General features: G+C 71.0%; 24 protein-coding genes. 22 read left to right on the top strand and 2 right to left on the bottom strand.

What is annotated here, in order from left to right:
- Window positions 1-45: 45 nt before the first annotated feature.
- The 15 genes from ACFSKW_RS40365 to ACFSKW_RS40295 all read left to right on the top strand — a co-directional run bounded on the left by ACFSKW_RS40365 (window position 46) and on the right by ACFSKW_RS40295 (window position 16,732).
- Window positions 46-1,842, top strand: a complete 1,797-nt coding sequence (locus tag ACFSKW_RS40365; protein ID WP_379580249.1) for an ABC transporter ATP-binding protein — start codon at window positions 46-48, stop codon at window positions 1,840-1,842.
- Window positions 1,839-3,614 carry an ABC transporter ATP-binding protein gene (locus ACFSKW_RS40360; RefSeq protein WP_379579197.1) on the top strand — a complete coding sequence of 592 codons (1,776 nt, stop codon included), beginning with the start codon at window positions 1,839-1,841 and terminating at the stop codon, window positions 3,612-3,614. Before ACFSKW_RS40365 ends, ACFSKW_RS40360 begins: the two co-directional genes overlap by 4 nt.
- Before the next feature lie 58 nt (window positions 3,615-3,672).
- Window positions 3,673-3,870, top strand: coding sequence for an STAS domain-containing protein (locus ACFSKW_RS40355; RefSeq protein WP_379579195.1), 198 nt, complete (start codon window positions 3,673-3,675; stop codon window positions 3,868-3,870).
- An 8-nt stretch (window positions 3,871-3,878) separates the two neighbouring features.
- A complete protein-coding gene (gene hisI / locus ACFSKW_RS40350) occupies window positions 3,879-4,220 on the top strand; it encodes a phosphoribosyl-AMP cyclohydrolase (RefSeq protein ID WP_379579194.1) in 342 nt (113 codons plus the stop codon).
- Window positions 4,217-4,771 carry a Trp biosynthesis-associated membrane protein gene (locus ACFSKW_RS40345; RefSeq protein WP_379579192.1) on the top strand — a complete coding sequence of 185 codons (555 nt, stop codon included), beginning with the start codon at window positions 4,217-4,219 and terminating at the stop codon, window positions 4,769-4,771. Before hisI ends, ACFSKW_RS40345 begins: the two co-directional genes overlap by 4 nt.
- Window positions 4,657-5,034, top strand: coding sequence for an HGxxPAAW family protein (locus tag ACFSKW_RS40340; protein WP_379579190.1), 378 nt, complete (start codon window positions 4,657-4,659; stop codon window positions 5,032-5,034). The genes ACFSKW_RS40345 and ACFSKW_RS40340 overlap by 115 nt, the downstream gene beginning before the upstream one ends.
- Window positions 5,035-5,073: 39 nt before the next feature.
- On the top strand, window positions 5,074-5,589 hold the full coding sequence (locus ACFSKW_RS40335) for a DUF4190 domain-containing protein (protein WP_379579188.1): 516 nt from the start codon (window positions 5,074-5,076) through the stop codon (window positions 5,587-5,589).
- 14 nt (window positions 5,590-5,603) lie between these two features.
- Window positions 5,604-6,017: a DUF2752 domain-containing protein gene (locus ACFSKW_RS40330; protein ID WP_379579186.1), complete on the top strand. Its 414-nt coding sequence runs from the start codon at window positions 5,604-5,606 to the stop codon at window positions 6,015-6,017.
- A gap of 123 nt (window positions 6,018-6,140) precedes the next feature.
- A complete protein-coding gene (trpC, locus tag ACFSKW_RS40325; protein ID WP_379579184.1) occupies window positions 6,141-6,980 on the top strand; it encodes an indole-3-glycerol phosphate synthase TrpC in 840 nt (279 codons plus the stop codon).
- 1 nt (window position 6,981) lies between these two features.
- Window positions 6,982-8,211 carry a tryptophan synthase subunit beta gene (gene trpB / locus ACFSKW_RS40320; RefSeq protein WP_379579182.1) on the top strand — a complete coding sequence of 410 codons (1,230 nt, stop codon included), beginning with the start codon at window positions 6,982-6,984 and terminating at the stop codon, window positions 8,209-8,211.
- Between the two features lies 1 nt (window position 8,212).
- On the top strand, window positions 8,213-9,010 hold the full coding sequence (gene trpA / locus ACFSKW_RS40315; RefSeq protein WP_379579181.1) for a tryptophan synthase subunit alpha: 798 nt from the start codon (window positions 8,213-8,215) through the stop codon (window positions 9,008-9,010).
- 327 nt (window positions 9,011-9,337) lie between these two features.
- Window positions 9,338-10,675 (top strand): ABC transporter substrate-binding protein, encoded by a 1,338-nt coding sequence (locus ACFSKW_RS40310; RefSeq protein ID WP_379579178.1) that lies wholly within the window; start codon window positions 9,338-9,340, stop codon window positions 10,673-10,675.
- A gap of 491 nt (window positions 10,676-11,166) precedes the next feature.
- Window positions 11,167-12,108 (top strand): carbohydrate ABC transporter permease, encoded by a 942-nt coding sequence (locus ACFSKW_RS40305; RefSeq protein WP_379579176.1) that lies wholly within the window; start codon window positions 11,167-11,169, stop codon window positions 12,106-12,108.
- Window positions 12,105-12,941 carry a carbohydrate ABC transporter permease gene (locus tag ACFSKW_RS40300; RefSeq protein WP_379579174.1) on the top strand — a complete coding sequence of 279 codons (837 nt, stop codon included), beginning with the start codon at window positions 12,105-12,107 and terminating at the stop codon, window positions 12,939-12,941. The genes ACFSKW_RS40305 and ACFSKW_RS40300 overlap by 4 nt, the downstream gene beginning before the upstream one ends.
- A 35-nt stretch (window positions 12,942-12,976) precedes the next feature.
- On the top strand, window positions 12,977-16,732 hold the full coding sequence (locus tag ACFSKW_RS40295; RefSeq protein WP_379579172.1) for an endo-alpha-N-acetylgalactosaminidase family protein: 3,756 nt from the start codon (window positions 12,977-12,979) through the stop codon (window positions 16,730-16,732).
- Between the two features lie 114 nt (window positions 16,733-16,846).
- On the opposite strand, the gene ACFSKW_RS40290 is transcribed toward ACFSKW_RS40295, so the two are convergent.
- A complete protein-coding gene (locus ACFSKW_RS40290) occupies window positions 16,847-18,589 on the bottom strand; it encodes a glycoside hydrolase family 35 protein (RefSeq protein ID WP_379579170.1) in 1,743 nt (580 codons plus the stop codon).
- 104 nt (window positions 18,590-18,693) lie between these two features.
- Here ACFSKW_RS40290 and ACFSKW_RS40285 point away from each other — a divergent pair, with 104 nt between their 5' ends.
- The 7 genes from ACFSKW_RS40285 (at window position 18,694) to ACFSKW_RS40255 (ending at window position 24,065) form a co-directional block, all read left to right on the top strand.
- Window positions 18,694-19,539: a helix-turn-helix transcriptional regulator gene (locus tag ACFSKW_RS40285; protein WP_379579168.1), complete on the top strand. Its 846-nt coding sequence runs from the start codon at window positions 18,694-18,696 to the stop codon at window positions 19,537-19,539.
- 122 nt (window positions 19,540-19,661) lie between these two features.
- The gene (locus ACFSKW_RS40280) at window positions 19,662-20,153 is read left to right on the top strand and encodes a MauE/DoxX family redox-associated membrane protein (RefSeq protein ID WP_379580247.1); all 492 of its coding nucleotides are present in this window, start codon (window positions 19,662-19,664) and stop codon (window positions 20,151-20,153) included.
- The gene (locus ACFSKW_RS40275) at window positions 20,146-20,910 is read left to right on the top strand and encodes a DsbA family protein (protein ID WP_379579167.1); all 765 of its coding nucleotides are present in this window, start codon (window positions 20,146-20,148) and stop codon (window positions 20,908-20,910) included. Before ACFSKW_RS40280 ends, ACFSKW_RS40275 begins: the two co-directional genes overlap by 8 nt.
- 26 nt (window positions 20,911-20,936) lie before the next feature.
- Complete coding sequence (gene lgt / locus ACFSKW_RS40270; RefSeq protein ID WP_379579164.1) at window positions 20,937-21,950, top strand: prolipoprotein diacylglyceryl transferase; 1,014 nt, start codon at window positions 20,937-20,939, stop codon at window positions 21,948-21,950.
- Window positions 21,950-22,657, top strand: a complete 708-nt coding sequence (locus ACFSKW_RS40265; RefSeq protein ID WP_379579162.1) for a VIT1/CCC1 transporter family protein — start codon at window positions 21,950-21,952, stop codon at window positions 22,655-22,657. Before lgt ends, ACFSKW_RS40265 begins: the two co-directional genes overlap by 1 nt.
- Window positions 22,654-23,442, top strand: coding sequence for a hypothetical protein (locus tag ACFSKW_RS40260; RefSeq protein ID WP_379579160.1), 789 nt, complete (start codon window positions 22,654-22,656; stop codon window positions 23,440-23,442). Before ACFSKW_RS40265 ends, ACFSKW_RS40260 begins: the two co-directional genes overlap by 4 nt.
- An 11-nt stretch (window positions 23,443-23,453) precedes the next feature.
- The gene (locus ACFSKW_RS40255; protein ID WP_379579158.1) at window positions 23,454-24,065 is read left to right on the top strand and encodes a hypothetical protein; all 612 of its coding nucleotides are present in this window, start codon (window positions 23,454-23,456) and stop codon (window positions 24,063-24,065) included.
- 98 nt (window positions 24,066-24,163) lie between these two features.
- On the opposite strand, the gene ACFSKW_RS40250 is transcribed toward ACFSKW_RS40255, so the two are convergent.
- Entirely contained in the window at window positions 24,164-25,699 is a 1,536-nt protein-coding gene (locus tag ACFSKW_RS40250) for a bis-aminopropyl spermidine synthase family protein (protein ID WP_379579156.1), read from the bottom strand.
- Between the last annotated feature and the right edge of the window lie 114 nt (window positions 25,700-25,813).

Raw genomic sequence — 25,813 nt, 5'->3', positions numbered from 1 at the left:
TGGAAGGACCTTCCTCGAGTGGCGACCAAGGTCACCTCAGCCGTGATGCGCCAAGGGCTCCGTGTTCTCGGGGTGGCCATCCGCACGGAGAAGTCGGTGTTCGCGGCCGCCGTCATCAGCAGCGGCCTGTACGGCGGCATGACCGTCGCCTCCGCCTGGGCGCTCGGATGGGCGACGGAGAACGCCGTGCTGCCGGCCTTCGCCAGGGGCGAGATCGGCGCGGGCGCGCTGTGGATCTCGGTCCTTCTCATCATGGGCACCGCCCTGCTGAAGGCGATCGGCGTGGCGGGCAGGCGCATCCTGGCCGGCGTCCTGCAGTACCGCATGCAGGCCAGGTCGCGCAGGGACGTCACCAAGCAGTACCTGCGCCTGCCGCTGGCCTGGCACCACCAGCACCCCACGGGGCAGCTGCTGTCCAACGCCAGCGCCGACGCCGAGGCCGCGTGGGCGCCGCTCGCGCCGCTTCCGATGGCGGTTGGCGTCATCGTCATGCTGGTCACGGCGGCGGTCGCGATGCTGATCACCGATCCCGTGCTCGCCCTCGTCGGCTTCCTGATCTTCCCCGCCATCGCGGGGCTGAACCTCGTCTACCAGCGCAGGCTGAGCCCGCTGGCCACCCACGCCCAGCAGTTGCGCGCCGAGGTCAGCGAGATCGCCCACGAGAGCTTCGACGGCGCGCTCGTCGTCAAGACCCTCGGCCGCGAGGACCTGGAGACCGAGCGGTTCGAGCGCCGCGCCCACGAGCTGCGCGACGCCAACATCGCCGTCGGCAGGGTCCGCGGCCTGTTCGACCCGATGCTGGAGGCGCTGCCGACACTCGGCGTGCTGATCGTGCTGATGGTCGGCGCGATGCGGCTGCAAGGCGGGTCCATCAACTCGGGCGAGCTGGTCCAGGTCGCCTACCTGTTCACCCTGCTCGCTTTCCCGATCCGCGCGCTCGGCTGGGTGCTGGCCGAACTGCCCCGCAGCGTCGTCGGCTGGCAGCGGGTGCAGGCGGTGCTCGAGGCGACAGGCTCCATGGACTACGGCCAGGCCCGCGTGCCAGGCTCGGCGCCCGCGGGGCTCCAGGTCTCCGGCCTGTCCTACGCCTACGGCAGCGCCGAGGTTCTGCACGACGTCACCTTCGACGTCCCTGCCGGCCGTACCGTCGCGCTGGTGGGGCCGACGGGCTCGGGCAAGTCCACGCTCGTGCAGACGCTGGTGCGCCTGGTCGATCCCGACAAGGGAGAGGTGCGCCTGGACGGCGTCGACCTTCGTGAAATCGCTTACGGCGGCATCGCCGACGCGGTCGCGCTGGTGCCGCAGCAGACGTTCCTGTTCGACGACAGCGTGCGCGGCAACATCACGCTCGGCCTCGACGTCTCCGACGAGGACGTGTGGGCCGCGCTGCGCCTGGCCCAGGCCGACGGCTTCGTGGCCAAGCTGGCCTCGGGGCTCGACACCAAGGTCGGCGAGCGCGGCACCACCCTGTCGGGCGGCCAACGGCAGCGCATCGCCCTGGCCCGCGCGGTCGTCCGCCGCCCGCGCCTGCTGATCCTCGACGACGCGACCTCCAGCGTCGACCCCCAGGTCGAAGCAAAGATCCTCTACGGCCTGCGTGACCTGAACGCGGCCGGCGAGCAGGGCGAGGCCTCGACCGTCGTGGTCGTCGCCTACCGGATGGCCACGATCGCCCTGGCCGACGAGGTGGTCTACCTCGACCGTGGCAGCGTCGTCGACCGCGGCACCCACGAGGAACTGCTCGAGCGCTGCCTGGGCTACCGGAACCTGGTCACCGCCTACGAGCGCGAAGAGGCCGAGAGGGCCGCGATCGCGGCGGAAGAGGAAGAGGTCGTGGCATGAGCGTCGCTTTCCAGGACTCGGGCCGGTCGGCGCTCGCCACCGTGCGGCACGGGCTCTCGCTCACGCCGGAGTTCCGTAAGGGGCTGGCGGGCACACTCGCCCTCGCCGTGATCGCCACGATCGGCAAGATCATCGTGCCGATCGCCGTCCAGCAGACGATCGACACGGGACTCAAGGGCGGCACGCCTGACATCTCCTACATCTCCACGGCGGTGCTCCTGTGCGCCGCGGCGGTCGTCATCACCGCCCTGTGCGGCTACGTGATGAACGTCCGGCTCTACAGGGCCACCGAGGCCTCCCTCGCCACGCTCAGGGTCCGCGGCTTCCGGCACGTCCACGACCTGTCCGTGCTCACCCAGAACTCCGAGCGCCGCGGCGCGCTGGTCTCCCGCGTGACCAACGACATCGACCAGATCAGCAACTTCATGCAGTGGGGCGGGCTGATGATCATCGTGGCGTTCGGCCAGCTGCTGGTCGCCACCGGGTTGATGTTCGTCTACTCGTGGCAGCTCACGCTGCTGGTCTGGGTCTGCTTCATCCCGCTGATGATCGTCCTGCCGCGCTTCCAGCGCTGGCTCTCGGCGGCCTACTCCACGGTCCGCGAGCGCACCGGCGACATGCTGTCCGCCGTCAGCGAGTCGGTCGTCGGCGCGGCCGTCATCCGCGCGTACGGCTCCGAGCGCCGCACGTCCGAGCGCATCGACAACGCGATCAACGCCAACAGGAGCGCGCAGGTCCGCGCCCAGAAGATCGTCGGCCTCGTCTTCCCGCTCACCGAGATCGTCGCCGCCGCGGCCATCGCGGGGATCGTCCTGCTCGGCGTGCGGCTCGGCATCTCCGGCGACATCAGCGCGGGCAGGCTGGTCGCCTTCCTGTTCCTCGTCACGCTGTTCGTCTCTCCGCTGCAGATCGCCACCGAGGTGCTGAACGAGGCGCAGAACGCGGTCGCCGGCTGGCGGCGCATCCTGGGCGTGCTCGACACCCCGCCCGACGTCGCCGACCCGGGAGACGAGGGCGTCACCCTGCCCCGCGGGCCCATCGCCGTGGCCTTCGAGGACGTGCACTTCGCCTATCCCGGCGGCGCGCCCGTCCTGCACGAGCTGTCGGTCTCCATCCCCCCGCGCACCCGCATCGCGGTCGTCGGCGAGACGGGGTCGGGCAAGACCACCTTCGCCAAGCTGCTCACCCGCCTGATGGACCCGGTCGACGGGCGCGTCACCGTCGACGGCCACGACCTGCGCCAGGTGCGCTTCTCCTCGCTGCGCGAGCGGATCGTCATGGTGCCGCAGGACGGCTTCCTGTTCGACGGCACGCTCGCCGAGAACATCCGCTTCGGCAGGCCGGCGGCCACCGACGACGAGATCGCCCTGGCGATGACCGAGCTGGGCCTGGCCGACTGGGTGGAGGGCCTGCCCAAGGGCCTGGCCACCCCCGTGGGCCAGCGCGGGGAGTCGCTGTCGGCGGGTGAGCGCCAGCTCGTCGCCCTCGCCCGCGCCTACCTGGCCGACCCCGACCTGCTGCTGCTCGACGAGGCCACCTCCGCCGTCGACCCCGCCACCGAGGTACGGCTCGCACGGGCGCTGGAGGGGGTCACGAGGGGAAGGACCGCGATCTCGATCGCCCACCGCCTCTCGACGGCCGAGAACGCCGACGAGGTGTTCGTCTTCGACGCGGGCCGACTCGTCCAGCGCGGCCGGCACGCCGAGCTGGTCGAGGAGCCGGGCGTCTACGCCGACCTCCACGCCTCGTGGGTCTCCGCCGCCCACTCCTAGCCTCCTCCCGGCGGGGGCGGCGCCGCGCCGCCCCCGATATCGGGCTGACATCACCGGCGTGACCTTCGTCGACACGACCGGCCTCGGGCTGCTGGTCAGGCTGCTGGCCGAACTCCGCGACAACGGAGGCGACCTCGCCCTCGTCGCCTCGGCCGACTGCGGGGCGCTGCGCAGGCTCAGCAGCATGAACCTCGCCGGTCTGTTCAGGGTCTTCGACGCGGTCCCAGGCGCGGCGGCGCTGCCCGCGACTGGTTGAATGGCCGCATGTCCCTCGACCCGAAGGTCGCTTCGCGACTCAAGCGCACTCCTGACGGGCTGGTGCCCGCCATCGTCCAGCAGTACGACACGGGCGAGGTCCTCATGCTCGCCTGGATGGACGACGAGGCGCTGCATCGCACGCTGACCACGGGCAGGGCCACCTACTGGTCGCGCAGCCGCTCCGCCTACTGGGTCAAGGGCGACACCTCGGGTCACGTCCAGCACGTCAAGTCCGTGGCGCTCGACTGCGACGGCGACACCCTCCTGCTCAAGGTCGACCAGGTGGGCGCCGCCTGCCACACCGGCGACCGCACCTGCTTCGACGCCGACCAGCTGCTCCTGTCGTGAGACGCGAGCTGGGCATCTGGCTGCTGCTGTGCGCGGCGGGCGCGGGCCTGCCGCTGCTGGCCGCGGGCCGCGTCTGGACCTCCGTCACCTACGGCGCCGCCGCCCCCGTCGAGCTGGCGGGCGGCGACCTGGCGCCTGCCGTACAGCCGCTGGCCCTGGCCTCGCTCGCCGCGGTGGTGGCGCTGTTCGCGACCAAGGGCGTGTGGCGCAGGATCGTCGGAGGCGTGCTGGCGCTGTGCGGGGCGGGCATCGCGCTGCTGTCGTGGCAGGGCGTCGCGGGCTCGGCCGCTCGGGAGCTGGCCGCCCGGCGCAACCCCGTCGGGGCGGCGACCCAGGACGTCACGGCGATCGCGCACACCGCCTGGCCGTACCTGGCGGCGGCCGGCGGGGCGCTGCTCATCGCGGGCGGCGTGCTGGCCGTCCTGCGCGCCACGGGGTGGGCGGGCATGTCGGGCCGTTACGACCGCCCGGGTTCGGCCGCGGGTCCACGCGACGACAAGTCGCTGTGGGAGGCGATCGACAGGGGAGACGACCCGACCGAGGAACGCTGACGACGGCCGGGCACGACCACGGCGACTCGCCCGCCGCGTGGACCGTTGCGAGGCTCATCCCTATCGGATCCGCGCCGGCAGGTCTCGGCCTGGTGCCGGACTCGGGTCTAGGCTTCTGTGCAGGGCTCGTCGTGATGGCAGGGGGCGCCGCCGTCGGAAAGGTCATGCAGATGTGGGGCTCGGCAAGCAGCACGGCTGACCACAGGGTTACAAAAGGCCCACAATACGGTCGCTTCCTCACGTGGCAGACAGCTTCTCGCTAAGCTCTGCGGGCAATTCGCTATTCATGAGGAGTCGTCGGTATGAGCTACGGAAACCAGGGCGGTAGCGGGGGCTACGGCGAACAGCCGCCCGGGGGTGGTTACGGCCCTCCGGCTGGTGGTCAGGGCTCCGGTGGATACGGTCCGCCTCCGGGTGGTCAGGGTTCGGGCGGTTACGGCGCGGGCCAGGGTTCGGGCGGTTACGGATCGGGTGGCTATGGCGCGCAGCCTCCCGGCGGCTACCCGCCTCCTCCCGGTGGCGGCTACGACCCCTACGGCGGCTACGGCGCGCCGCAGCCGAACAAGACCAACGGCATGGCGATCGCCGCCCTGATCAGCGGCATCGTGGGCCTGGTGACCTGTGGTGTCGCCTCCATCGTTGGGGCGATCCTCGGCCACATCTCGCTCGGTCAGATCAAGAAGACCGGCGAGGAGGGCAGGGGCATGGCCCTGGCGGGCCTGATCCTGTCCTACGTGGGCCTCGCGGGCTGGGTGATCTTCCTGGTCATCTGGATCGGGTTCCTCGGCTACGCGGCCAGTGTGAGCAGCTCTTACTAGGTATCGTTGGCAGCGTGGTCACCGACACGCGCGGCAGGAAAGCCGTTCTCGCACCGCTGGGCGTCGCCCTCGCGGCGGGGGCGGCTTTCGCCTATGTGGGGGTGGTCGATCCCAACGAGTCCGGCCACTATCCGAGCTGTCCCTTCTTAGCGCTCACCGGGTGGTTCTGCCCGGGTTGCGGCGCGCTGAGGGCCACGCACGCTCTCGCCCACCTCGACCCCGTGGCCGCGCTGAAGCTCAACCCGCTGCTGGTCCTCGCCACGCCGGTCCTCGTCTATTTCTGGATCCGGTGGATGGCGGGCGCCTGGCGCGGGCGGCCATGGCGGCCGACCGCCCCGCGGCCCGCCCACATCTGGACACTTCTGGCGCTCGTCCTGGTCTTCTGGGTCGTCCGCAACCTGCCTTTCGGCGCTTTTCTCGCCCCGTAGCAGGGGGGCTGTGGCGAGGTGAGCCCGGTGCGGCCGATACCATCGCAAGACAAGACGGGGAGCGGACGCCGACGCGAACTCCTCGTCGCCCCCACCACTGTCGACCGGAGGGACCTTGATCGCGTGAACGAGCGGAGCCTGAGCGGGACCGTTCTCGACGACATCCTGGCCGGTGTGCGAGAAGATCTGGCCGAACGGCAGGCGGCGGTGTCGCTCGACGAGCTGAAGGAGCGCGCCAGGCGCGCCCCCGCGCCGAGGGACGCCTACGCGGCGCTCGGCGGCGACAAGGTCTCGGTCATCGCCGAGGTCAAGCGGTCGAGCCCGTCCAAGGGCGCGCTGGCCGCCATCGCCGACCCGGCGGCGCTGGCCGCCGACTACGAAGAGGGCGGCGCCCACGTCATCAGCGTCCTGACCGAGCGGCGCCGCTTCGGCGGCAGCCTGGACGACCTCGCCGCGGTGCGCGCGAGGGTCGACATCCCGATCCTGCGCAAGGACTTCATCGTCACCTCCTACCAGCTGTGGGAGGCGCGCGCCCACGGCGCCGACCTGGCCCTGCTCATGGTCGTCTCGCTGGAGCAGCCCGCGCTCGTCTCGCTCATCGAGCGGGCCGAGTCGATCGGCCTGACCCCGCTGGTCGAGGTCCACACCGAGGAGGAGGTCGAGCGGGCGGTCGCGGCGGGCGCCAGGATCATCGGTGTGAACGCGCGCAACCTCAAAACTCTGGAAGTGGACCGCGACGTCTTCACCAAGCTCGCACCGAAGATTCCCGACGGCATCATCAAGATCGCCGAGTCGGGGGTTCGCGGCCCGCACGATTTGCTAGCGTACGCGCGGGCGGGGGCTGACGCCGTCCTGGTCGGCGAGAGCCTGGTGACCGGCAAGGACCCGCGCAAGGCGGTGGAGGCCCTGGTCACGGCCGGAGCCCACCCCGCCACTCGACCCGACCACGGATCAGAGGGATGAGATGACTGTCCTCACCGCCGCCGACCTGGCTGGCAACGGCGCCCGCGGCGACGACCCCGACAGCGGCGGCAAGTTCGGCATCTTCGGCGGCAGGTTCGTCCCGGAGGCGCTGATCCCCGCTCTCGACCAGGTGGCCTCCGTCTACGCCGAGGCCAAGACCGACCCGGCGTTCGTCGCCGAGTTCGACCACCTGCTGCGCACCTACGCGGGTCGTCCCACGACGCTGACGGAGGTGCCGCGCTTCGCCGAGCACGCCGGCGGCGCCAGGATCGTGCTCAAGCGTGAGGACCTCACCCACACCGGGGCCCACAAGATCAACAACGTGCTCGGTCAGGCGCTGCTCACCAAGCGCCTGGGCAAGAGCCGTGTGATCGCCGAGACCGGCGCGGGCCAGCACGGCGTGGCCACGGCCACCGCCGCCGCCCTCATGGGCCTGGAGTGCGTGATCTACATGGGCGCCGTCGACTGCGAGCGCCAGGCGCTCAACGTCGCCAGGATGAAGCTGCTCGGCGCCACGGTCGTGCCCGTCACCAACGGCAGCCAGACGCTGAAGGACGCCATCAACGAGGCCTTCCGCGACTGGGTGACCAACGTCGACAACACCCACTACCTGTTCGGCACGATCGCGGGCCCGCACCCGTTCCCCGAGATCGTCCGTGACTTCGCCCGCATCATCGGCGTCGAGGCCCGCCGCCAGATGCTGGAGCTGACCGGCGGGCTGCCCGACGCCATCTGCGCCGCGGTCGGCGGCGGAAGCAACGCCATCGGCATCTTCCACGCCTTCCTCGAGGACCAGGACGTCGCCCTGCACGGCTACGAGGCCGCAGGCAGGGGCCTGGAGACGGGCGAGCACGCGCTCACGCTCACCGCGGGATCGGTCGGAGTGCTCCACGGCTCGCGCACCTACGTGCTGCAGGACGACGAGGGTCAGACCATCGAGTCCCACTCCATCTCGGCGGGGCTCGACTACCCGGGCGTCGGCCCCGAGCACGCCTGGCTCAAGGACAGCGGCAGGGCCACCTACCACGGCATCACCGACGCCGAGGCCATGGACGCCTTCGCCCTGATGGCCAGGACCGAGGGCATCATCCCTGCCATCGAGTCCTCCCACGCCCTGGCCGGAGCGCTGAAGCTCGGGCGCGAGCTCGGCCCCGACGCTACGATCCTGGTCAACCTGTCCGGCCGCGGTGACAAGGACATGGGCACCGCCATGAAGTACTTTGGGCTGTGAGATGACGACTCTTCAGACGGTGTTCGCCAAGGCCAAGGCCGACAACAGGGCGGCGCTCGTCGGCTACCTGCCCGCCGGGTTCCCGACCAAGGAGGGCGCGGTCGAGGCCGCCACCGCCATGGTCGAGGCGGGCTGCGACGTCATCGAGATCGGCCTGCCGTACTCCGACCCGCTCATGGACGGGCCGACCATCCAGGACGCCGTCCACCGCTCGCTGGTCAACGGCACCCGCATCGCCGACGTGCTGCGCACGGTCGAGGGCGTGGCCAAGACCGGCGCGGCGACGCTGGTCATGACCTACTGGAACCCGATCGACCGCTACGGACCCGAGCGCTTCGCCCGCGCCCTGGCCGACGCGGGCGGCGTGGGCACGATCACGCCCGACCTGACGCCGGAGGAGGCGGGCCCGTGGCGGGCCGCGTCCGCCGAGGCGGGCATCGACACCGTGTTCCTGGTGGCTCCCAGTTCGACGGAGGAGCGCATCAAGGCCGTCGTCGAGTGCTGCACCGGGTTCGTCTACGCGGCCTCGCTGATGGGCGTCACGGGCGCCAGGGAGACCGTGAACGTGGCCGCCGAGGACCTGGTGGCCCGCACGAGGGCGCACACCTCGCTGCCGGTCTGCGTCGGGCTGGGCGTGGGCACGGGCCGCCAGGCGGCCGAGGTCGCCGCCTACGCCGACGGCGTCATCGTGGGGTCGGCGTTCATCCGCCGCCTGCTGGACGCGCCGGACTCGGCCGCGGGCCTCGCCGACGTGCGCCTGCTGGCCGGCGAGCTGCGCGCGGGCGTCTCGGCCCGCTAGATCCCCGTACGGCAAGCGCCCGCCCAGGCCACCCAGGTCACCGGCGGGCGCCCCTCCATCACGCCACTCCAGCCGACTCCGGCCGGGCGCCCGACGTGACGGCGACCATTCCGCAGGCCCTTCACGGCCCTCCACACACGTCACAGAAGCAACGCGGCTGCCGTAACAGGACAGCCGCGTTTCTGTTTCTGTGCGATATCGCCGTCCTGTGAGCACGTAAGTACAAGGGCTGCTCATCGTTTGTCCATGGCCGCCGCGCGGCACGCGGGCCATGGTTACGGGCATCGGACGCGGGCTGTGCACCCGCGTGGCCTGGAGGGAAAGACGATGGGCAAGTCAAGGACGATCCTGGGCGCCACCGGAGCGCTGGTCTGTGTGTCGCTGGTGGCCGCGTGCGGCAGCCAGGCGGGACCCACGAGCTCGGCGGCTCCCTCCGCCGCCGCGTCGACGGCGGCCGCGGGCGGACCCGTGACGCTGGAGTTCTGGGGCTGGGCGCCGGGCTACGAGGACGCCACCAAGGCGTGGAACGCGGCCCACCCCGACGTCCAGGTGAAGTTCACCCAGACGCAGCCGGGCTCGCAGGGCGGCTACCAGCGCATGCTCGCCGCCGTGAAGGCGGGCAACGCGCCGTGCCTGGCCCAGGTGGGCGCGGAGACGCTGCCCAGCTTCCTGGTCGAGGGCGCGCTCGAGGACATCACCGCCCAGGCGCAGCCGTACAACGCCAGGTTCGAGCCGTGGACGCTCAAGACGGTCACCTTCGGCGGCAAGCAGTTCGGCGTCCCCGTCGACTCGGGACCGATGGGCCTGTTCTATCGCAAGGACATCTTCGACAAGCACGGCATCGAGGTGCCGAAGACCTGGGACGAGTTCGCCGCCGCAGGGGAGAAGCTGCGCAAGGCCGACCCCGACGTCTCCATCACCACCTTCACCCCCGACGACATGTACCTGTTCGCCGGCTACGCCCAGCAGGCCGGCGCCAAGTGGTTCGGCATCGAGGGCGACGCGTGGCAGGTCAAGATGAACGACCCCGCCACGGTCAAGGTCGCCGACTACTGGCAGAGCCTGATCGACAAGAAGGTCGTCGACGTGCTGCCGGGCTGGTCGGACGCCATGTGGAAGAACTACGCCGACGGCAGGAGCGCCACGGTCGTCGGCGCCGTCTGGATGTCCAAGGTGCTCGAGGACTCCGTTCCCAAGACCAAGGGCAAGTGGGCGGTCGCGCCGATGCCGGTGTGGGACACGGCCGGCCCCGCCGTGGGCAACGCCGGCGGCTCGCCGAACGCGGTGCTGAAGGGCTGCGGCCACATCAAGGAGGCGGTCGACTTCGCCGCCTGGATGTCGACCGACGCCACCGCGTTCAACGACCTCATCGCCAAGGGCGGCCTGTTCCCCGTGACCGTGGACGGCGGCTCGCTGCCGAACATGAACGCGGGCCGGCCCTTCTACGGCGACCAGAAGGTCTTCCAGACGTTCGCCGAGGCCAGCAAGAACGTCAACCCGGACTTCGGGTGGGGACCGACGATGCCGGCGGTGAACGCGGTCTTCGGCGAGGAGTTCGCGAAGGCGGCCAACGGCAAGGGCGGCACGCTGGGCTCGGCGCTCACGACCATCCAGGAGAAGGCGGTCGCCTCCCTGAAGGACAAGGGCCTGACCGTGGCCCCCTGACCTTCGGGCGCCGGGGCAGGGCCACGGACCACCGGCTCCGGCCCGGACACGCCGGGGTAGGGTCCGGCACCCCAGCACCCCAGCACCCCAGCACCCCAGCACCCCAGCACCCCAGCACCCCAGCTCTGGGCCGGCACCCCGGGGTAGGGCCCCGGCACCCCGGGGTTCCGGCTCTGCACCTCTGGGCTTCCGGCCTGAACCCGGGGCCGACCCAGCACGCCGGGCTCCAGCCCAGGACCCCTTCGGGACTCGGAGCAGGTGGAACTCCCCGAGGAGGATCCCCGGGGAACTCCGGCGGAGCCCGGACCACCTCGGATCGCCGGGCGACCGTCCGGCCGCCGGGCCCGGCGACACCGAACCCCGCGTAGCCGGGGCCTGGGCCTGACGACAAGGCCGTGGGCCCGGCCATCCGCAAGAGCGAAGAGCACGACCCCCGCATCTCCGACCGTGTGACCGTCACCGTCCCCGCCGGACGGCGACGTGGAGGACCGATGGCAACAATCCAGCTCGAAGCCGAAGAGACCCGCGCCGCCCCGCCGCGCAGGAGGAGGGCCAGGCCGACCAGCAACAGGGCGGCGTTCGTCTTCCTGCTGCCGTTCTCGGTGCTGTTCGTCGTCTTCTTCCTGGTCCCGATCGGCTACGCGATCAACGAGAGCTTCTACCGGGTGAAGCGCTCGGGGCTCGGGTTCGGCACACCCGAGCGGGTCTTCTCGGGGCTGGACAACTTCACCGCCGTCTTCGCCGACGGCGGCTTCGTCAGGGGCGTCGGCAGGCTGCTGCTGTTCGGCGTCGTCCAGGTACCGATCATGCTGGGCCTCGCCCTGGTGCTCGCCCTCCTGCTCGACAGCGCGAGCGCCAGGTTCAAACGCTTCTTCCGCCTGACGTACTTCCTGCCGTACGCGGTGCCCGGCGTGATCGCCGCCATCGTCTGGTCGTTCCTGTACACCCCCGACATCTCCCCGCTGGCCGACCTGCTGCCCTTCGACCTGCTGTCGGACAACCTGGTGCTGTGGTCGATGGCCAACATCGTCACCTGGACGTGGGTCGGCTTCAACATGCTGGTCATCTACGCGGCGCTGCAGTCGATCCCGAGCTCGCTGTACGAGGCGGCCGAGCTGGACGGCGCGGGCGGCTGGAAGACCGCCTGGTACGTCAAGGTGCCGCTGGTGCGCCCTTCACTGGTGCTCACCGGCGTCTTCTCGATCATCGGCACCCTGCAGCTGTTCAACGAGCCGATGGTGATCAGCAGGATCACCCCCTCGGTCGGCAAGGACTACACGCCGCTGATGAGGTCGCTGCAGGTCGCCCTCGACAACAACGACTACGGCCAGGGCACGGCCATCGCGCTCACGCTCGCGGTGATCGCGGCGGGCCTGTCCTACCTGTTCATCCGCCTTTCGGCCTGGCTGACCGCCCGAGGAGTGAACCGATGAGACCGACCGTGCGCTCCCGCACGCTGACCACGGCGTTCATGTTCCTCGTCGCCGTCTACATCCTGCTGCCGATCTGGTGGCTGCTGGTCTCGGCCACCAAGTCAGGCGGCGACCTGTTCGACACGCCCGCGTTGTGGTTCGGCGACATCAACCTCGGCACCAACCTGGGCAGGTTGATGGAGCAGGACGGCGGCGTCTACCCGCGCTGGCTGCTGAACACGGTCGTCTACTCCGTCGGCGGCGCGCTGGGCGCCACCGTGGTCTCGGCCATGGCGGGTTACGCGCTGTCGAAGTACCCCTTCAGGGGGCGCGGCGCCGTCTTCGCCACGATCATGTTCGCGGTGCTCATCCCGATCCCGCTGCTCGGCCTGCCGCTCTACCTGCTGCTCACCCAGATCGGGCTGCTCAACAGCATGTGGGGCGTGCTGCTGCCGAGCATGGTCAGCCCGTTCGGCGTCTACCTCGCGAGGGTCTACGCGGACGCGGCGGTGCCCGGCGAGCTCCTGGAGGCGGGGCGGCTGGACGGCGCGGGGGAGCTGCGCATCTTCTTCACCGTGGCCGTCCGGCTGATGGCGCCCGCCCTGGTCACGCTCTTCCTGTTCCAGTTCGTGGCGATCTGGAATAACTTCTTCCTCCCGATGATCGTGCTGAACGACGAGTCGCTGTGGCCGATCACGCTCGGCCTGGTCAAGTGGAACAGCCTGCGCTACGGCTTCTACCGCGACATGGTCATCACCGGCGCCTTCGTGTCCGTCATCCCCGTCATCCTCGCCTTCGTCGGCCTGCAGCGGTTCTGGAAGGCCGATCTCGCCGCGGGCGGCGTCAAGCTCTGATCCCCCATCCCCCCTACAACGCAGGAGCGATGCCCATGCGTCTGCTGTCGGCTGCCCTCGCAGGCGGCCTCACGCTGTCAGGATTAGCGCTCTCCCCCGCGGCCGCCGCGGAGGAGACGATCACCCTCACCTCGCCCGAGCTCACGGTGGCCGTGGCCGGCGACTTCCCCCGCGTGCTGAGCTACACCGCCCCTGGCGGCGCCAGGCTGGGCGGCTCGTCCGCACCGGTGACGGACGTGGTGCTGAACGGCAAGCCGTACCCGGTCAAGGGCGTCTCCACGGGAGGCGACGCGGCGAGGGCCGGCTACCGGCTGACCTTCGACGCGCTGCCCGGTGTGGAGTTGAACGCCAGCATCGCGCTGGACGGCAGGACGACGACGTTCAGGATCGACGAGGTCAAGGACACCGAGGCCTTCAGGGTCGGCACGATCGACATTCCCGGCCACGACCTGGTGTCGGTGGCCAGTGACCAGCAGGGCGCGGCCACCGCCTTCACCAGGCTGGACCCCGACTCCACCCGCACCGCCGACAGGTTCGCGCAGGTCACCGCCGTCACACCGGCCGAGGCGGCGCCCGTGGGAGCGACCTACGCGATCGTCAACACCGGCGAGCTCGCGGCGGCGATCGAGTCGAACTCCAGCTTCGACCGGCCCTCGGGCGCCACCAACACGGACGCGGCCAGATTCTGGCACCAGGCCCGCAAGGACGCGGCGGGCAGGGTCGCGGTCGGGGTGTGGAGCGGCCAGTGGACCTACCGGGCCTCGGGCGCGCCGTTCACCGAGGAGCTGCCTTGGGCCAAGGTGATCGTCACGCCCGACGCCAACGGCGACGGCGGCGTGGACTGGCAGGACGGCGCGGTCGCCTTCCGCCGGATCGGCCTCCAACCGGTCGGCGCCGACCAGACCCGCGAGCGCGTGGTGACCCACATCCCGTTCAACTTCGCCAGCCAGGCCACCCACCCGTTCCTGCGCACGCTGGACGACGTCAAGCGCATCTCCCTGGCCACCGACGGGCTCGGCCAGCTGGCCATCCTCAAGGGCTACCAGTCGGAGGGGCACGACTCGGCCCACCCCGACTACGGCGGCAACCACAACAAGCGCGCGGGAGGGCTGAAGGACCTCAACACGCTGCTGCGCGCGGGCAAGGACTGGAACGCCTCCTTCGGCGTCCACGTCAACGCCACCGAGGCCTACGCCGAGGCGAAGGCGTTCGACGAGAAGCTCGTGGACGAGAACGCCAGGGGCTGGGACTGGCTCGGCCAGTCGTACTACATCGACCAGCGCACCGACCTGGCCACCGGCAACCTGGCCAAGCGGTTCAGGCAGCTGCGGGAGGAGACCGACCGCAACCTCGCGCTGGTCTACCTCGACGTCTACTACACCCACGGCTGGGTGGCCGACCGCACGCTCGCCGAGCTGCGCGAGCAGGGCTGGCAGGTCGCCAGCGAGTGGGCCGACAAGCTGGAGCGCGCCTCCCTGTGGTCGCACTGGGCCGCCGACCTCAACTACGGCGGCGCCACCAACAAGGGGCTCAACTCCCAGATCATCCGCTTCATCCGCAACCAGGAGAAGGACGTCTGGAACAGCCACCCCATCCTGGGCAACGCCCGTATCGAGGAGTTCGAGGGCTGGACGGGCGAGATCGACTGGGCCGCCTTCTACCGCAACATCTGGGAGAACAACCTCCCCGCCAAGTACCTCCAGCACTTCCCGATCATGGACTGGAACGCCGACGGCATCGTCTTCGGCGACGGAGTGCGCGGCACCGTCGTGAACGGCAAGCGCGAGGTCTACGCGGGCGACGCCAAGGTGATCGACGGCGGCACGTACCTGCTCCCGTGGGACGGCAAGTACTACCACTACAACCCGGCGGGCGGGGCGACCACGTGGGACGCCACCACAGAGATGCGCGTCTACAAGCTCACCACCCAGGGCAGGGTGGAGGCCGGCACGGTCGTCCCGGTCAACGGGAAGATCACGCTGCAGGCGGAGGCCGGCGTGCCGTACGTGCTCTACCCCGGCAAGGCGCCCAAGCAGGTCAAGCCGCGGTGGGGTGAGGCCGGCGGGATCGCCGACCCCGGCTTCAACGGCGACTCGATGGACGGGTGGGAGACCGGCGGCGCGGTGAGCGTCGAGACCACCGCCACGGGCCAGCGGGTCGCGCTCCTCGGCGCCGGGCAGCGGGCGGAGCTGGCGCAGCGCCTCAAGGGACTGACCCCCGGCGCCACCTACAGCCTCTCGGCCTGGGTCGAGGTCGAGCCGGGCAAGTCCCGGCGCACCACGCTGAGCGTGGACGGGGCCCGCGGGCTGAACGCCGCCGCCTTCCTCGACCGCTCGACGGTGAAGAACCACGTCGCCGCGGACGAGAAGCACGACACCTACTTCCAGCGGGTCAAGGTGGTCTTCACCGCGCCCAAGGACAAGGCGACCGTCCGCCTCACCGCCGAGGCGGGCGAGGCCGCCGTGCGCGTCGACGACGTACGGCTGGTGCGGACCGAACCCGCCGGCAAGGTCGAGGACTTCGAGCACGTCGACCAGGGCTGGGGCCCGTTCGTGAAGGGCGACGCGGGCGGCAGCACCGACCCGCGTACCCACATCGCGCAGAAGAACGCCCCGTACACCCAGGCAGGATGGAACGGCAAGGCCGTCGACGACGTCATCGGCGGCCAGGAGTCGCTGAAGGCGCACGAGGAACGCAGGGGCCTGGTCTACCGGACCGTCCCGTGGACGGCCAGGTTCGAGCAGGGACACGCCTACGAGGTGTCCTTCCGCTACCAGAACGCCCTGCCGAACACCTTCGCGTGGGTGACCGGCTACGACAAGGCGGGCCAGTCGGTCGAGCTGCGCCAGACCCCGCTGGAGCAGAAGCTCGCCACCGCCACGTTCACCGAGCGGGTCGTCGCGGGCTGCGGCGAGGTCTGGGTGGGCCTGCGCTCGTTGCAGGCGGAAAGGGACGGCGCCGACTTCGTCCTCGACGACTTCTCCGTCACCGATCTCGGACCGGCTCAGGACCAGCTCGCGTGCGCCTCGCTGGCGGTGCGGCCCGCCGCCGAGACGCTGGAGCCGGGACTGCCCAACGACGTGACGACCGTGTTCGCCAACCTGGAGGACGCGGCCGCGCGGAACGTCTCGGTACGGCTGGACGCCCCGCAGGGCTGGACGGTCACGGGCGAGGGCGGCGCGCCCTCCGTCGACCCCGGGCAGCAGCTGTCCACCACGTGGAAGGTGACGCCGCCCGTCGACGCGCCCTACCAGCCCTACCAGCTGAAGGCCACGCTCACCTACGAGGTGGGCGGGGTGACCAAGACGCTGGAGGCGGGCGCGGCCGTCCGGACGATGCCGCCGCCGCCCACCGGCGATGTGTACGTCAGCGACATCGACTGGACCTCGGCCGTCAACGGCTGGGGGCCCGTCGAGCGCGACCAGTCCAACGGCGAGCAGGGGCAGGGCGACGGCAGGCCGATCACGATCGGCGGGAAGGTCTTCGCCAAGGGCCTGGGCACGCACGCCCCCGCGTCGATCACGTACTTCCTCGGCGCGCGGTGCACGGCCCTGTCCGCTTCGGTCGGTGTCGACGACGTGCAGGCGACGCGCGGCTCGGTGCAGTTCTCGGTCGTGGCCGACGGCAGGGTGGTGGCGCAGAGCCCCGTCCTCAAGGCCGCCGACGCCGCCTACGAGCTGACGGCCGACCTCACCGGCGCCAGGAACGTCCAGCTCCGCGTCGCCGACGGAGGCGACGGCAACGGCAACGATCACGCCGACTGGGGTGACGCCAGGCTCTCCTGCCACTGACGGTGTCCCGACGGAGAACGGCCCCGGAGGTGACTCCGGGGCCGTTCTCCGTCTCCAGCCGGCCTATGACGGCTTCGGCGAGGACTGCGTGCCGTGCCGGACGGCGGAGGGCGGTCAGCCGAGTTCGGGTTCGGCGCGCACGAGGAGTTCAGGGGAGCCCGCGTGGTCCAGCTCCAGGATCACCACCTCGTTCTCGCCGGCCCGCAGCAGCGGCCACGGCAGGTACAGCGTGTGCTGCGGGCCCCTGTCCCAGTAGCGGCCGAGCAGGAAGCCGTTCACCCACACGTAGCCCTTGCCCCACCCGGGCAGCGCGAGGAAGCCGTCGCCGGGCTCGGCCACCGCCAGCGTGCCGCGGAAGAAGGCGGGCACCGGGGCGGCCGGCCCCTCCTCGTACGGCAGGGCCGGCAGCTCCTGCAGCGGGATCGGCCTGGCCGTCACGCCGTGCAGGTACTGCCTGTCGTGCATGAGCGGCGCCATCAGCCCCTTCCGCTCGCCGAGCGCGGGCCCGTAGTTGGTCCTGCCCATCGACTCGACCAGCAGCTCCAGACTGGCAGGGCCCGGCACCTCCAGCACCGGCTCCTCGCCGCCGCGCTCCAGCACCGCCGCCAGCTCGCCGTCCACGTACAGGTGGGCGCGGTCGTGCACTCCGCCTACCCGCAGCCGGTACGGCCCGCGCGGCCCCGGCACCTCGACCTGGTACAGCGCCAGGCCGTGGACCAGGCCGAGATCCTCGAACGACGGCGGCAGGGGAGAGGTCACCGAGGGTCCCGCCACCTGGTCGAGCACGTCGCGCAGCGCCGCCGACTCCACCAGCGGCACCACCGAGGGCGGCAGGGACGGCGGCAGCTCGGGAACGTCGGGCGGCGAGGGGTTGTAGCGGGACAGGATCTCGCGGAAGCGCCAGAACTTCTCCGTCGGCGCGCCGCGCTCGTCGATCGGAGCGTCGTAGTCGTAGGAGGTGGTGGTGGGCCGGTACTCGCCGTCGGCCAGCTCGCCGACCCTGTTCGCGCCCGCGGTGGTGCCGAAGTTGGTGCCGCCGTGCGCCATGTACAGGTTCACGGACGCGCCCGCGGCAAGGATCCGCTCCAGGCTGTCGGCCGCGTCGGCGGCGTCGCGGGTCACGTGCCCGTGCCCCCAGTGGTCGAACCACCCGCACCAGAACTCCATGCACATCAGCGGATCGTCCGGGCGGTGCTCGCGCAGCTTGGCGAAGGCGGCCTCGGGTTCCGAGCCGAAGTTCACGGTCGCCAGCACGCCGGGGACGGTGCCGCCGGTGAGGTAGAAGTCGCCGGCGCCGTCGGAGGTGAACAGGGGCACGTCGACGCCGTGCGCGATCAGGTCGTCGGCCAGGTGGCGCAGGTAGACCGCGTCGCTGCCGTAGGAGCCGTACTCGTTCTCGACCTGCACCATGATCACGTTGCCGCCCCTGGTGACCTGCCGGTCAGCGATCAGCGGGACGACCTCGTCGAAGAAGCGCTCGACGTGGGACAGGTACTCGGCGTCGCGGGTGCGCACCCTCGGGCCCAGCTCGGCGGTCAGCCACGAGGGCAGACCGCCGTTGTCCCACTCCGCGCAGATGTAGGGGCCGGGCCTGACGATCGCCAGCAGGCCCTCGTCCGCGGCGGCGTCGAGGAAGGCGGCCAGCTCGTCCAGCCTGCGGAACTCTCCCTTGCGGGGCTCGTGGAGGTCCCACGGCACGTAGGTCTCCACCGTGTTGAGACCCATCGCCCTGAGCGTTTTCAGCCGGTGGCCCCACTGTTCGGGCAGGACGCGGAAGTAGTGCAGGGCTCCCGACAGGATCCTGAACTCCTCGCCGTCCAGCAGGAAGGCGCCACCATCTATCGTGAAATATCGCATCTTGCCCCTTGAGATAGGATTCCGCGCGTAGCAGCTTGCCGATTCCGCAGCTCAGGGACCATGGACAAAGCTGGTCAAGTTGTTGGACGGAAGGGGGGATCGGGATGGCCGAGGACTTCCGGCGGTGGATGCACTACCTCACCCCCGGCCCCGCGCACCGCAGGCTCGGCCTCGTCTGTCTCGGCGTCGGCCATCTCGAGGGCCGGCTGCCCACGGTCGGCCCCCGCGCGCTCGACCACCACGTCGCCGTCGTCGTCACCCAGGGCAAGGGCTGGTTCTCCCACGCCGGAGGCCTGCCCGTCGAGGTCGTCGCCCCGTCGGTCCTCTGGCTGCTACCGGGCGTCAAGCACCACTACGCCCCGCACGACACCGGCTGGGTCGAGTGGTTCGTCGACTTCACAGGACCCGCCGCCACCGCCTACCAGGACCTCGGCTTCGTCGACGCGGCCACGCCCGTCACTCCGCTGACCACCGCCGAGCCCGCCGCCCACGCGATCGGCCGCATCGCGCAGGCCATCCGCAGAGGCGGGCCGTACCTGGAGGTCGAGACCTCGGCGCTGGTCCACGAGGTCCTCGTCACACTGCGGCACGCCAGGGCCGACGAGGACGCGGCGGGCGACCCCGTGCTGGCGGGCCTGGCCAGGGACGCCTGCCTGCCCATCTCCGTCGCCGAGCACGCCAAACGGCTGGGCATGACGGTCGGCGACCTGCGCGTGGTCGTGCGCCGCCTGGCGGGCTGCAGCCCCAAGGACTACCTGCTGTCGATCAGACTCAACCGGGCCAAGGACCTGCTGGCCGGTTCGGAGCTGCCTGTCGCGGCGATCGCCAGGCGGGTCGGATACGACGACCCCGCCTACTTCACCAGGATCTTCACCCGCAGGGCGGGACTACCGCCGAGCGAGTTCCGCGCTCAGCAACACGGCGGCCTCGTAGCCGCCGACCTTAGTTGAGTCTTATCCGGCACGTGATCAGATGGCATCCAGGTACTGTGCGCATTCCAGATGCGACAACAGAGGAGAGGCATGTGACCGCGTCGCAACGGCTACGCACCGCTAGTGTGGCGGTACCCTTGGTGACGACCTTGGCCAGGCTGGTGCTGGGCGGAGTGCTGATCGTGGCCGGCGGCCTGAAGATCGGCAGCATCTACAACTCCGTCCTGGCGGTCAAGGCCTACCGGCTGCTGCCCGACGCGCTCGCCCAGACCGTGGGTTACGGCCTGCCGATCGTGGAGATCGTCGTCGGCGTGCTGCTGGTGGTCGGCCTGCTCACCAGGGTGGCGGCGATCGTCGGCGGGCTGCTCATGCTGGCCTTCGTCTTCGGCATCGCATGGGCGTGGGCCAACGGGTTGCGGATCGACTGCGGCTGCTTCGGCGGCGGCGGCGAGCTCAAGGCGTGGGAGGAGCCGAGCTACCTGCTCGACATCATCCGCGACTTCGGCCTGGTGCTGCTGGCCGGATGGATCGTCCGCTTCCCGCCGGGGCGCTTCGCCCTGGACGCCGCCCTCGGGCTGGCGGGCAGGCACGGGGGCGACACTGATGACTTCGAAGGGGACGAGGATGAGTAAGGCCCAGCGGCAGCAGTCCGCCCGGGACAGGATCAAGGCGCAGCGTGAGACCGAGAAGAAGCAGGAGCAGCGCAAGCGCATCGCCACCTACATCAGCGTCGGTGTGGTCGCCGCGGCGGCGATCGGCGCCGGCTGGTTGTTCGCGGCCAACCAGAGCCAGTCCGAGCAGGCGAGCGCGAACCTGGCGCCCGTCACGCTCCAGAGCGACGGCACCGTGGCGATGGGCAACGCGGGCGTCACCGCCCCTGTCATCGACATCTACGAGGACTTCCAGTGCCCCGCCTGCAAGCAGCTGGAGGAGACCAGCGGCACGACGTTCAAGAACCTCGCCGCCGAGGGCAAGGCCAAGGTCGTCTACCACCCGCTCACGATCTTCCCGCCGCAGATGAACAGGGGCATCACCAGGGGAAACTCCGTGCGCGCAGGCGCCGCGGCCCGCTGCGTCACCGACGGCAAGCAGTGGATGGCCTACCACGACAAGCTCTTCGCGAACCAGCCCGACGAGACCGTCGAGGGCTTCAAGACCGCGGAGCTGGTCGAGCTGGGCAAGGAGGCGGGCGTCACCGCCCCTGACTTCGCGACCTGCGTGACCTCGCAGAAGCACGCCGACGCCTACGTCGCGGCCAGCGACAAGACCATCGCGGCCAACAGCCTGTCGGGAACGCCGACGGTCAAGCTCAACGGCAAGAAGATGGACCAGAACACCGCCTTCGTGCCCTCCGAGCTGCGCCAGGCCGTTCTTGATGCCGCCAAGTAGGCGCGGGTCCGCTACTCTCCACTGACATGCCCCTTGCCTCGATTCCCAGCCCCTCCCAGGGGGTCTGGTACCTCGGCCCGATCCCGATCAGGGCCTACGCGTTGTGCATCGTTCTGGGCGTCATCGTCGCGGTCTGGATCAGCGAGCGCCGCTGGCGGGCTCGTGGCGGAACGCCCGGCACGATCGTCGACATCGCCGTTCCCGCGGTGATCTTCGGCCTGATCGGTGGCCGCCTCTACCACGTCATCACCGACTGGCAGCTCTACTTCGGTGACCGGGCGCCCAACGAGCCGTACGAGGCGCTGTTCATCTGGAACGGCGGCCTCGGCATCTGGGGGGCGATCGCGCTCGGCGGCGTCGGCGTGTGGCTGGCCTGCCGCAAGAGGGGCCTTTCGCTGAGCGCGGTGGCCGACACCGTCGCGCCCGGCATCGCCTTCGCCCAGGCCATCGGCAGATGGGGCAACTACTTCAACCAGGAGCTGTTCGGCGGCCCCACGACGCTGCCGTGGGGCCTGGAGATCGAGCCGGGCAAGGCCGGCACGATCGAGGGCTACACCGGCCTGTACCACCCGACGTTCCTGTACGAGTCGCTGTGGAACGTCGTGCTCGGCTTCGTGCTGATCTGGGTGGGCAAGCGTTTCGCGCTGCGCCACGGCAGGCTGTTCGCGCTCTACGTGGCCGGCTACACCCTCGGCAGGTTCTGGATCGAAGGGCTGCGGGTCGACCCCGTCGGCGGCGTCGACCACGCCGTCCACTTCCTCGGCCTGCGGATCAACCAGTGGACCGCGCTCGTGCTGTTCATCGGGGCGCTGGTCTACTTCTGGGCGACCAGGAACAAGGACACCGAGGAGATCGTCGTCACGCCGTCGGCCGAGCCCGGCGGCGAACCTCCGGCCGAGTCCGGCAGCGAACCTCCCGCCGAGTCGCCTGCCGGGTCCTCCGGTGACGAGCAGGCCGCCGACGGCGACACGGATGACAACACCCCTGACGGGGAAGGGGACGGCCAGGCGCAGGCCGTACCGGAGGAAAAGAAGTCCTGATGAGCGGGCGCGCGGAGATCCATCACGAACATCGCGACGTCAACGGCGGATGGTTGCGGCCGTCGGTCTTCGGCGCGATGGACGGGCTGGTGTCCAACTTCGCGCTCATCGCCGGTGTCGCAGGCGGCACCGACGACACCAAGGTGATCGCGCTCGCCGGCGTCGCGGGGCTTGCCGCGGGCGCGTTCTCCATGGCAGGGGGCGAGTACGTCTCCGTGGCCAGCCAGCGCGAGCTGGCCCTCGCCGAGATCGACGTCGAGCGGCGGGAGATCGCGCGGCACCCGGATGCAGAGCAGGAGGAGCTCGCCCAGGGCTACATCGACAAGGGCGTCGACCCGGCGCTGGCCGCCGAGGTCGCCAGGCAGATCTCCCTCGATCCGAGCCAGGCGCTGGAGGTGCACGCGCAGGCCGAGCTGGGAGTCACGCCCGCCGACCTGCCCGCGCCCAAGATCGCGGCGGTGTCGTCGTTCCTGTCCTTCAGCGTGGGCGCGATCCTGCCGCTGCTGCCCTACCTGTTCGGCGTCACGAGCCTGTGGCTGTCGGCGGTGCTGTCCTGCCTGGCGCTGTTCGCGGCGGGGGCGCTGGTCTCCACCGTCACCGCGCGCAGCTGGTGGTACTCGGGCCTGCGCCAGCTCGTCGTCGGCGTCGTGGCGGCGGGGCTCACCTTCGGGCTCGGCAACCTGATCGGAGGAACAGGCGGGCTGTGAGCACCAGGAAACGCCGAAGGACGCCTGCGTCCGACTGGAACCTGCCCATCCTCACCGACTGGGGGCTGAAGCCACGGCAGCAGCGCCTGCTGGTGATCATCGCTTCCATCGCGGGCGTGCTCGTCGCGGCCGTCACGCTCACCACGGTGATCGCCGCGCTGGGCTCGGACGCGAGGTCCGACACCCAGCAGGCCGCCGGGTTGAGCCCGGAAGGGACGCGGCCGGAGAAGTTCGAGGGGTGGGCCTCGCCCAAGGTGTTCGCGCCCATCGCCGAGCGGGCCAAGGACGCCCAGCCCGTCACCGCCAAGGAGCTCTTCGCCGGCAAGACGCTCACCGGCGCGCACAAGGTCACGCTCAAGCTGGCCGAGAAGAGCGTCGACACCGACTGCTCGGCTGCGCTCTGGGGCGCGGAGCTCATCGCCCAGGTCGGCGACGCGGGCTGCTCCCAGGCCGCGCGAGCCGCCTACACCAGCACGGACGGCCGCTATCTCGCCCAGTTCACGCTGCTCAACCTGAACGACGCCAAGGTCGCGGGTGAGCTGGTCGAGTCGCTGAAGTCGCTGCACAGGGGCGGCTGGGTGCGCCCGCTCGCCCCCTTCCCCCCCGACGCCTACACCGAGGGCGGCGCCTACGCGCTCGGCCACTACGTCGCGCTGGTGTGGCTGTCGCGCGCCGACGGTGCCGAGCCCTCGCCCAGGGACGACTTCGCCAACCTCGCCCTCACCGTGCGGGCGGCCGAGAAGCCTCTGTTCAAGAGGGTCGTGGCGCTGACCGGCGCCTCCTAGGCTTGTTGACCATGTCTCGCCGCGTTCTCATCCCCGTCCTGGTCGCCCTCGTGGCGCTCGCCGCCGCCGCGGCCTTCGTCTTCCTGCGCGGCGACGGCCCGCGGCCCGCGGTCTTCGCCGGGGAGCGCACCTCGGCGCAGTACGCGGTCATCGACACCGCCGCGCTCGATCCCGGGCCGCTCACCGAGGCCGAGGTGCTCGGGCCCGCCACCGCGACGCTCTCCTCCGGCGGGGTCACCATGGCGCGCGGCCCGTCCGGCCTGCTGACCGACTGCGGCGAGGCGCTGTGGGGGGTGGCGGCCGACGGATGCACCCAGGTGCTGCGCGCCTCCTACACCAGCTCGGACGGCACGGTCGCGGGCGAGTTCTTCCTGTTCAACCTGAGTGACGGGCGGGCGGCCGACGCGCTGGTGTCCGCGCTGGGCACGAGCGGGTTCGTCCAGCAGGGAGCGGAGTTCGACGTCTCCCGTAGCAGGGCGCAGGCCAGGGCTCTCGGGCATTTCGTCACGGTGAGCTGGGTCGGCCCCGTCGGCGGCGGAAACCACGATCTGGCGCATCCGCAGGTCGCCCTCGACAGCCTCGGCCGTACGGTCGTCTCCGCCCGGGTCATCGCCGCCACCTGACCTCCCGCCGGAGCCCTGCCCCCGCCGTCGGAGTCCCGCTGCCTCTGCCGTCGGAGTCCTGTTCCCCACCGATGCCGACGCCCGGGGACGTCCGCGGGTCAGCCGTTGAGCGCCGCCAGCGTCGCGGCGACGGCGGCGGGCAGCGACTCCAGGCGGTGGAGCGGCGCTTCCAGCACCGTGACCGACTCCGACCACGGGGCCGCCGCCCTGATGAGCGTGCGGGCGTCGTTCTTGGTCAGCGTCATCCCCCGAGCCGTCGCGGACGCGATCAGCCCCTCCCGCCAGGTGTTGGCCAGCTTCCCGTGCGCGTTGTCGAGGATGCGGCGCACCAGCCTGCCCTCCTCGTCGGAGGGCGGCGGCAGCCGTACCGCGTCCAGCGCGCCGTCGTCGACCGTGACCGCGTAGACGGTCGTGACCACCGGCAGCTCGCGCGGTGGCACGGCGAGCCGGACGCGCACGTGCGCGGCGCGGCCGGCCAGCAGCAGGCGGGGGAGCGCCGCCTCGAGCCCCGCGGGTACCGCGATCGCCACCTTCGACGGCGCGGACGCGTGCGGCTTGGCCAGCCAGGTGGACAGCTTGGCGCGCGGCTGGGGAAGGTCCTTCGGCCAGTCGCCGACGAGCAGGTCGGGCGTGAAGTCCTGCTCCGCGTCAGGCCGCTCGCCGGCGGAGGGCGCGGACTCGATCGACTGCGGGCCGTGGGTGTAGATCGCGGTGGCGAGCTTGTCGACGCGGGCCGCTACGGCGGGGCGGGTCTTGGTCGTGGGCCGCAGGATGTACAGGTCGGCGGCGGAGCCGATCGCCTCCGCGCCGAAATAGCGGTTGAAGTCGGGATAGAGGGTCTCGTAGGTGAGGTTGAGCGCGGACAGCGCTTGCTGCACCTTCAGGGCGAGCATGGGGGTGCGCTCGCTGGCCCCGTACGCCAGCAGGATCCTGCCGTCGTCCTTCAGCCCCTCGACGGCCCGGCCGAGGAACAGGCCGACCCCCTCGGGCGTGTACGGCGGGTCGGTGACGGCCAGGTCGTGCTCGCGCGCCGACGCGGGCAGCCCGAGCCGAAGGTCGGCCCACCGCGTCACGACGCCGAGATCCTGGGCGTCGATGTAGGCCAGGATGCGCTCGTCGATGTCGACGACCGTCACCTCGCACTCGGGATGCACCAGCCGTATCGCCAGCGAGGTCAGGTCGTGGTCGCCGACGCACAGCACACGCGCCCCCGGCAGCCAGAACCTGGCGCCGAGCAGCAGGGCGCGACGGACGACGGTCTCGGCGGTGGCGGAGACGTGGTCGAGCGCCTGCCTGGCCGCCGGCGCCTGCCCGATGAGGTCCCGCATGCGCTTGACCACGTGCTCGTAGTGGGGCAGCAGGTGGGCGACGGGGTCGGCGGGCGGCTCGCTGACCGCGAACAGGTCCTGGTAGTCGGGGGTGTGCAGGAGCGGCACGCGGAAGCGCTCGCCCTGCCGTTCGAGCCGGAGCTCGCGCAGGAGGGCCTCGATCGAGCGCCTGGACGTGGCGCTCTCCCTGACCAGGTCGGCCAGCGTCCACCACTGGGTGTCGCAGACGAGCATGAGGGCGTGGCGCAGCCGCCTGCTGTCGATCCCGGCGCTCGCCAGCAGGGCCTCCAGGCCGTCGCGTTCCATGAAGCAACCTTAGCCGTGGACGCCGGGCAGGGCCGTTCGTGATCGCCTCGCGAGGCGTCGCGGGAGATGCGGACAAAGGTGGGGAATGAGGGAAAGGTATCGGGTGTTGGGACA

The organism is Nonomuraea mangrovi (assembly GCF_042681425.1).
In the GTDB taxonomy this organism is placed as follows: domain Bacteria; phylum Actinomycetota; class Actinomycetes; order Streptosporangiales; family Streptosporangiaceae; genus Nonomuraea; species Nonomuraea mangrovi.
Note: the sequence above shows the minus strand (reverse complement) of the source record. Positions and strands in the feature narration are given on the sequence as shown.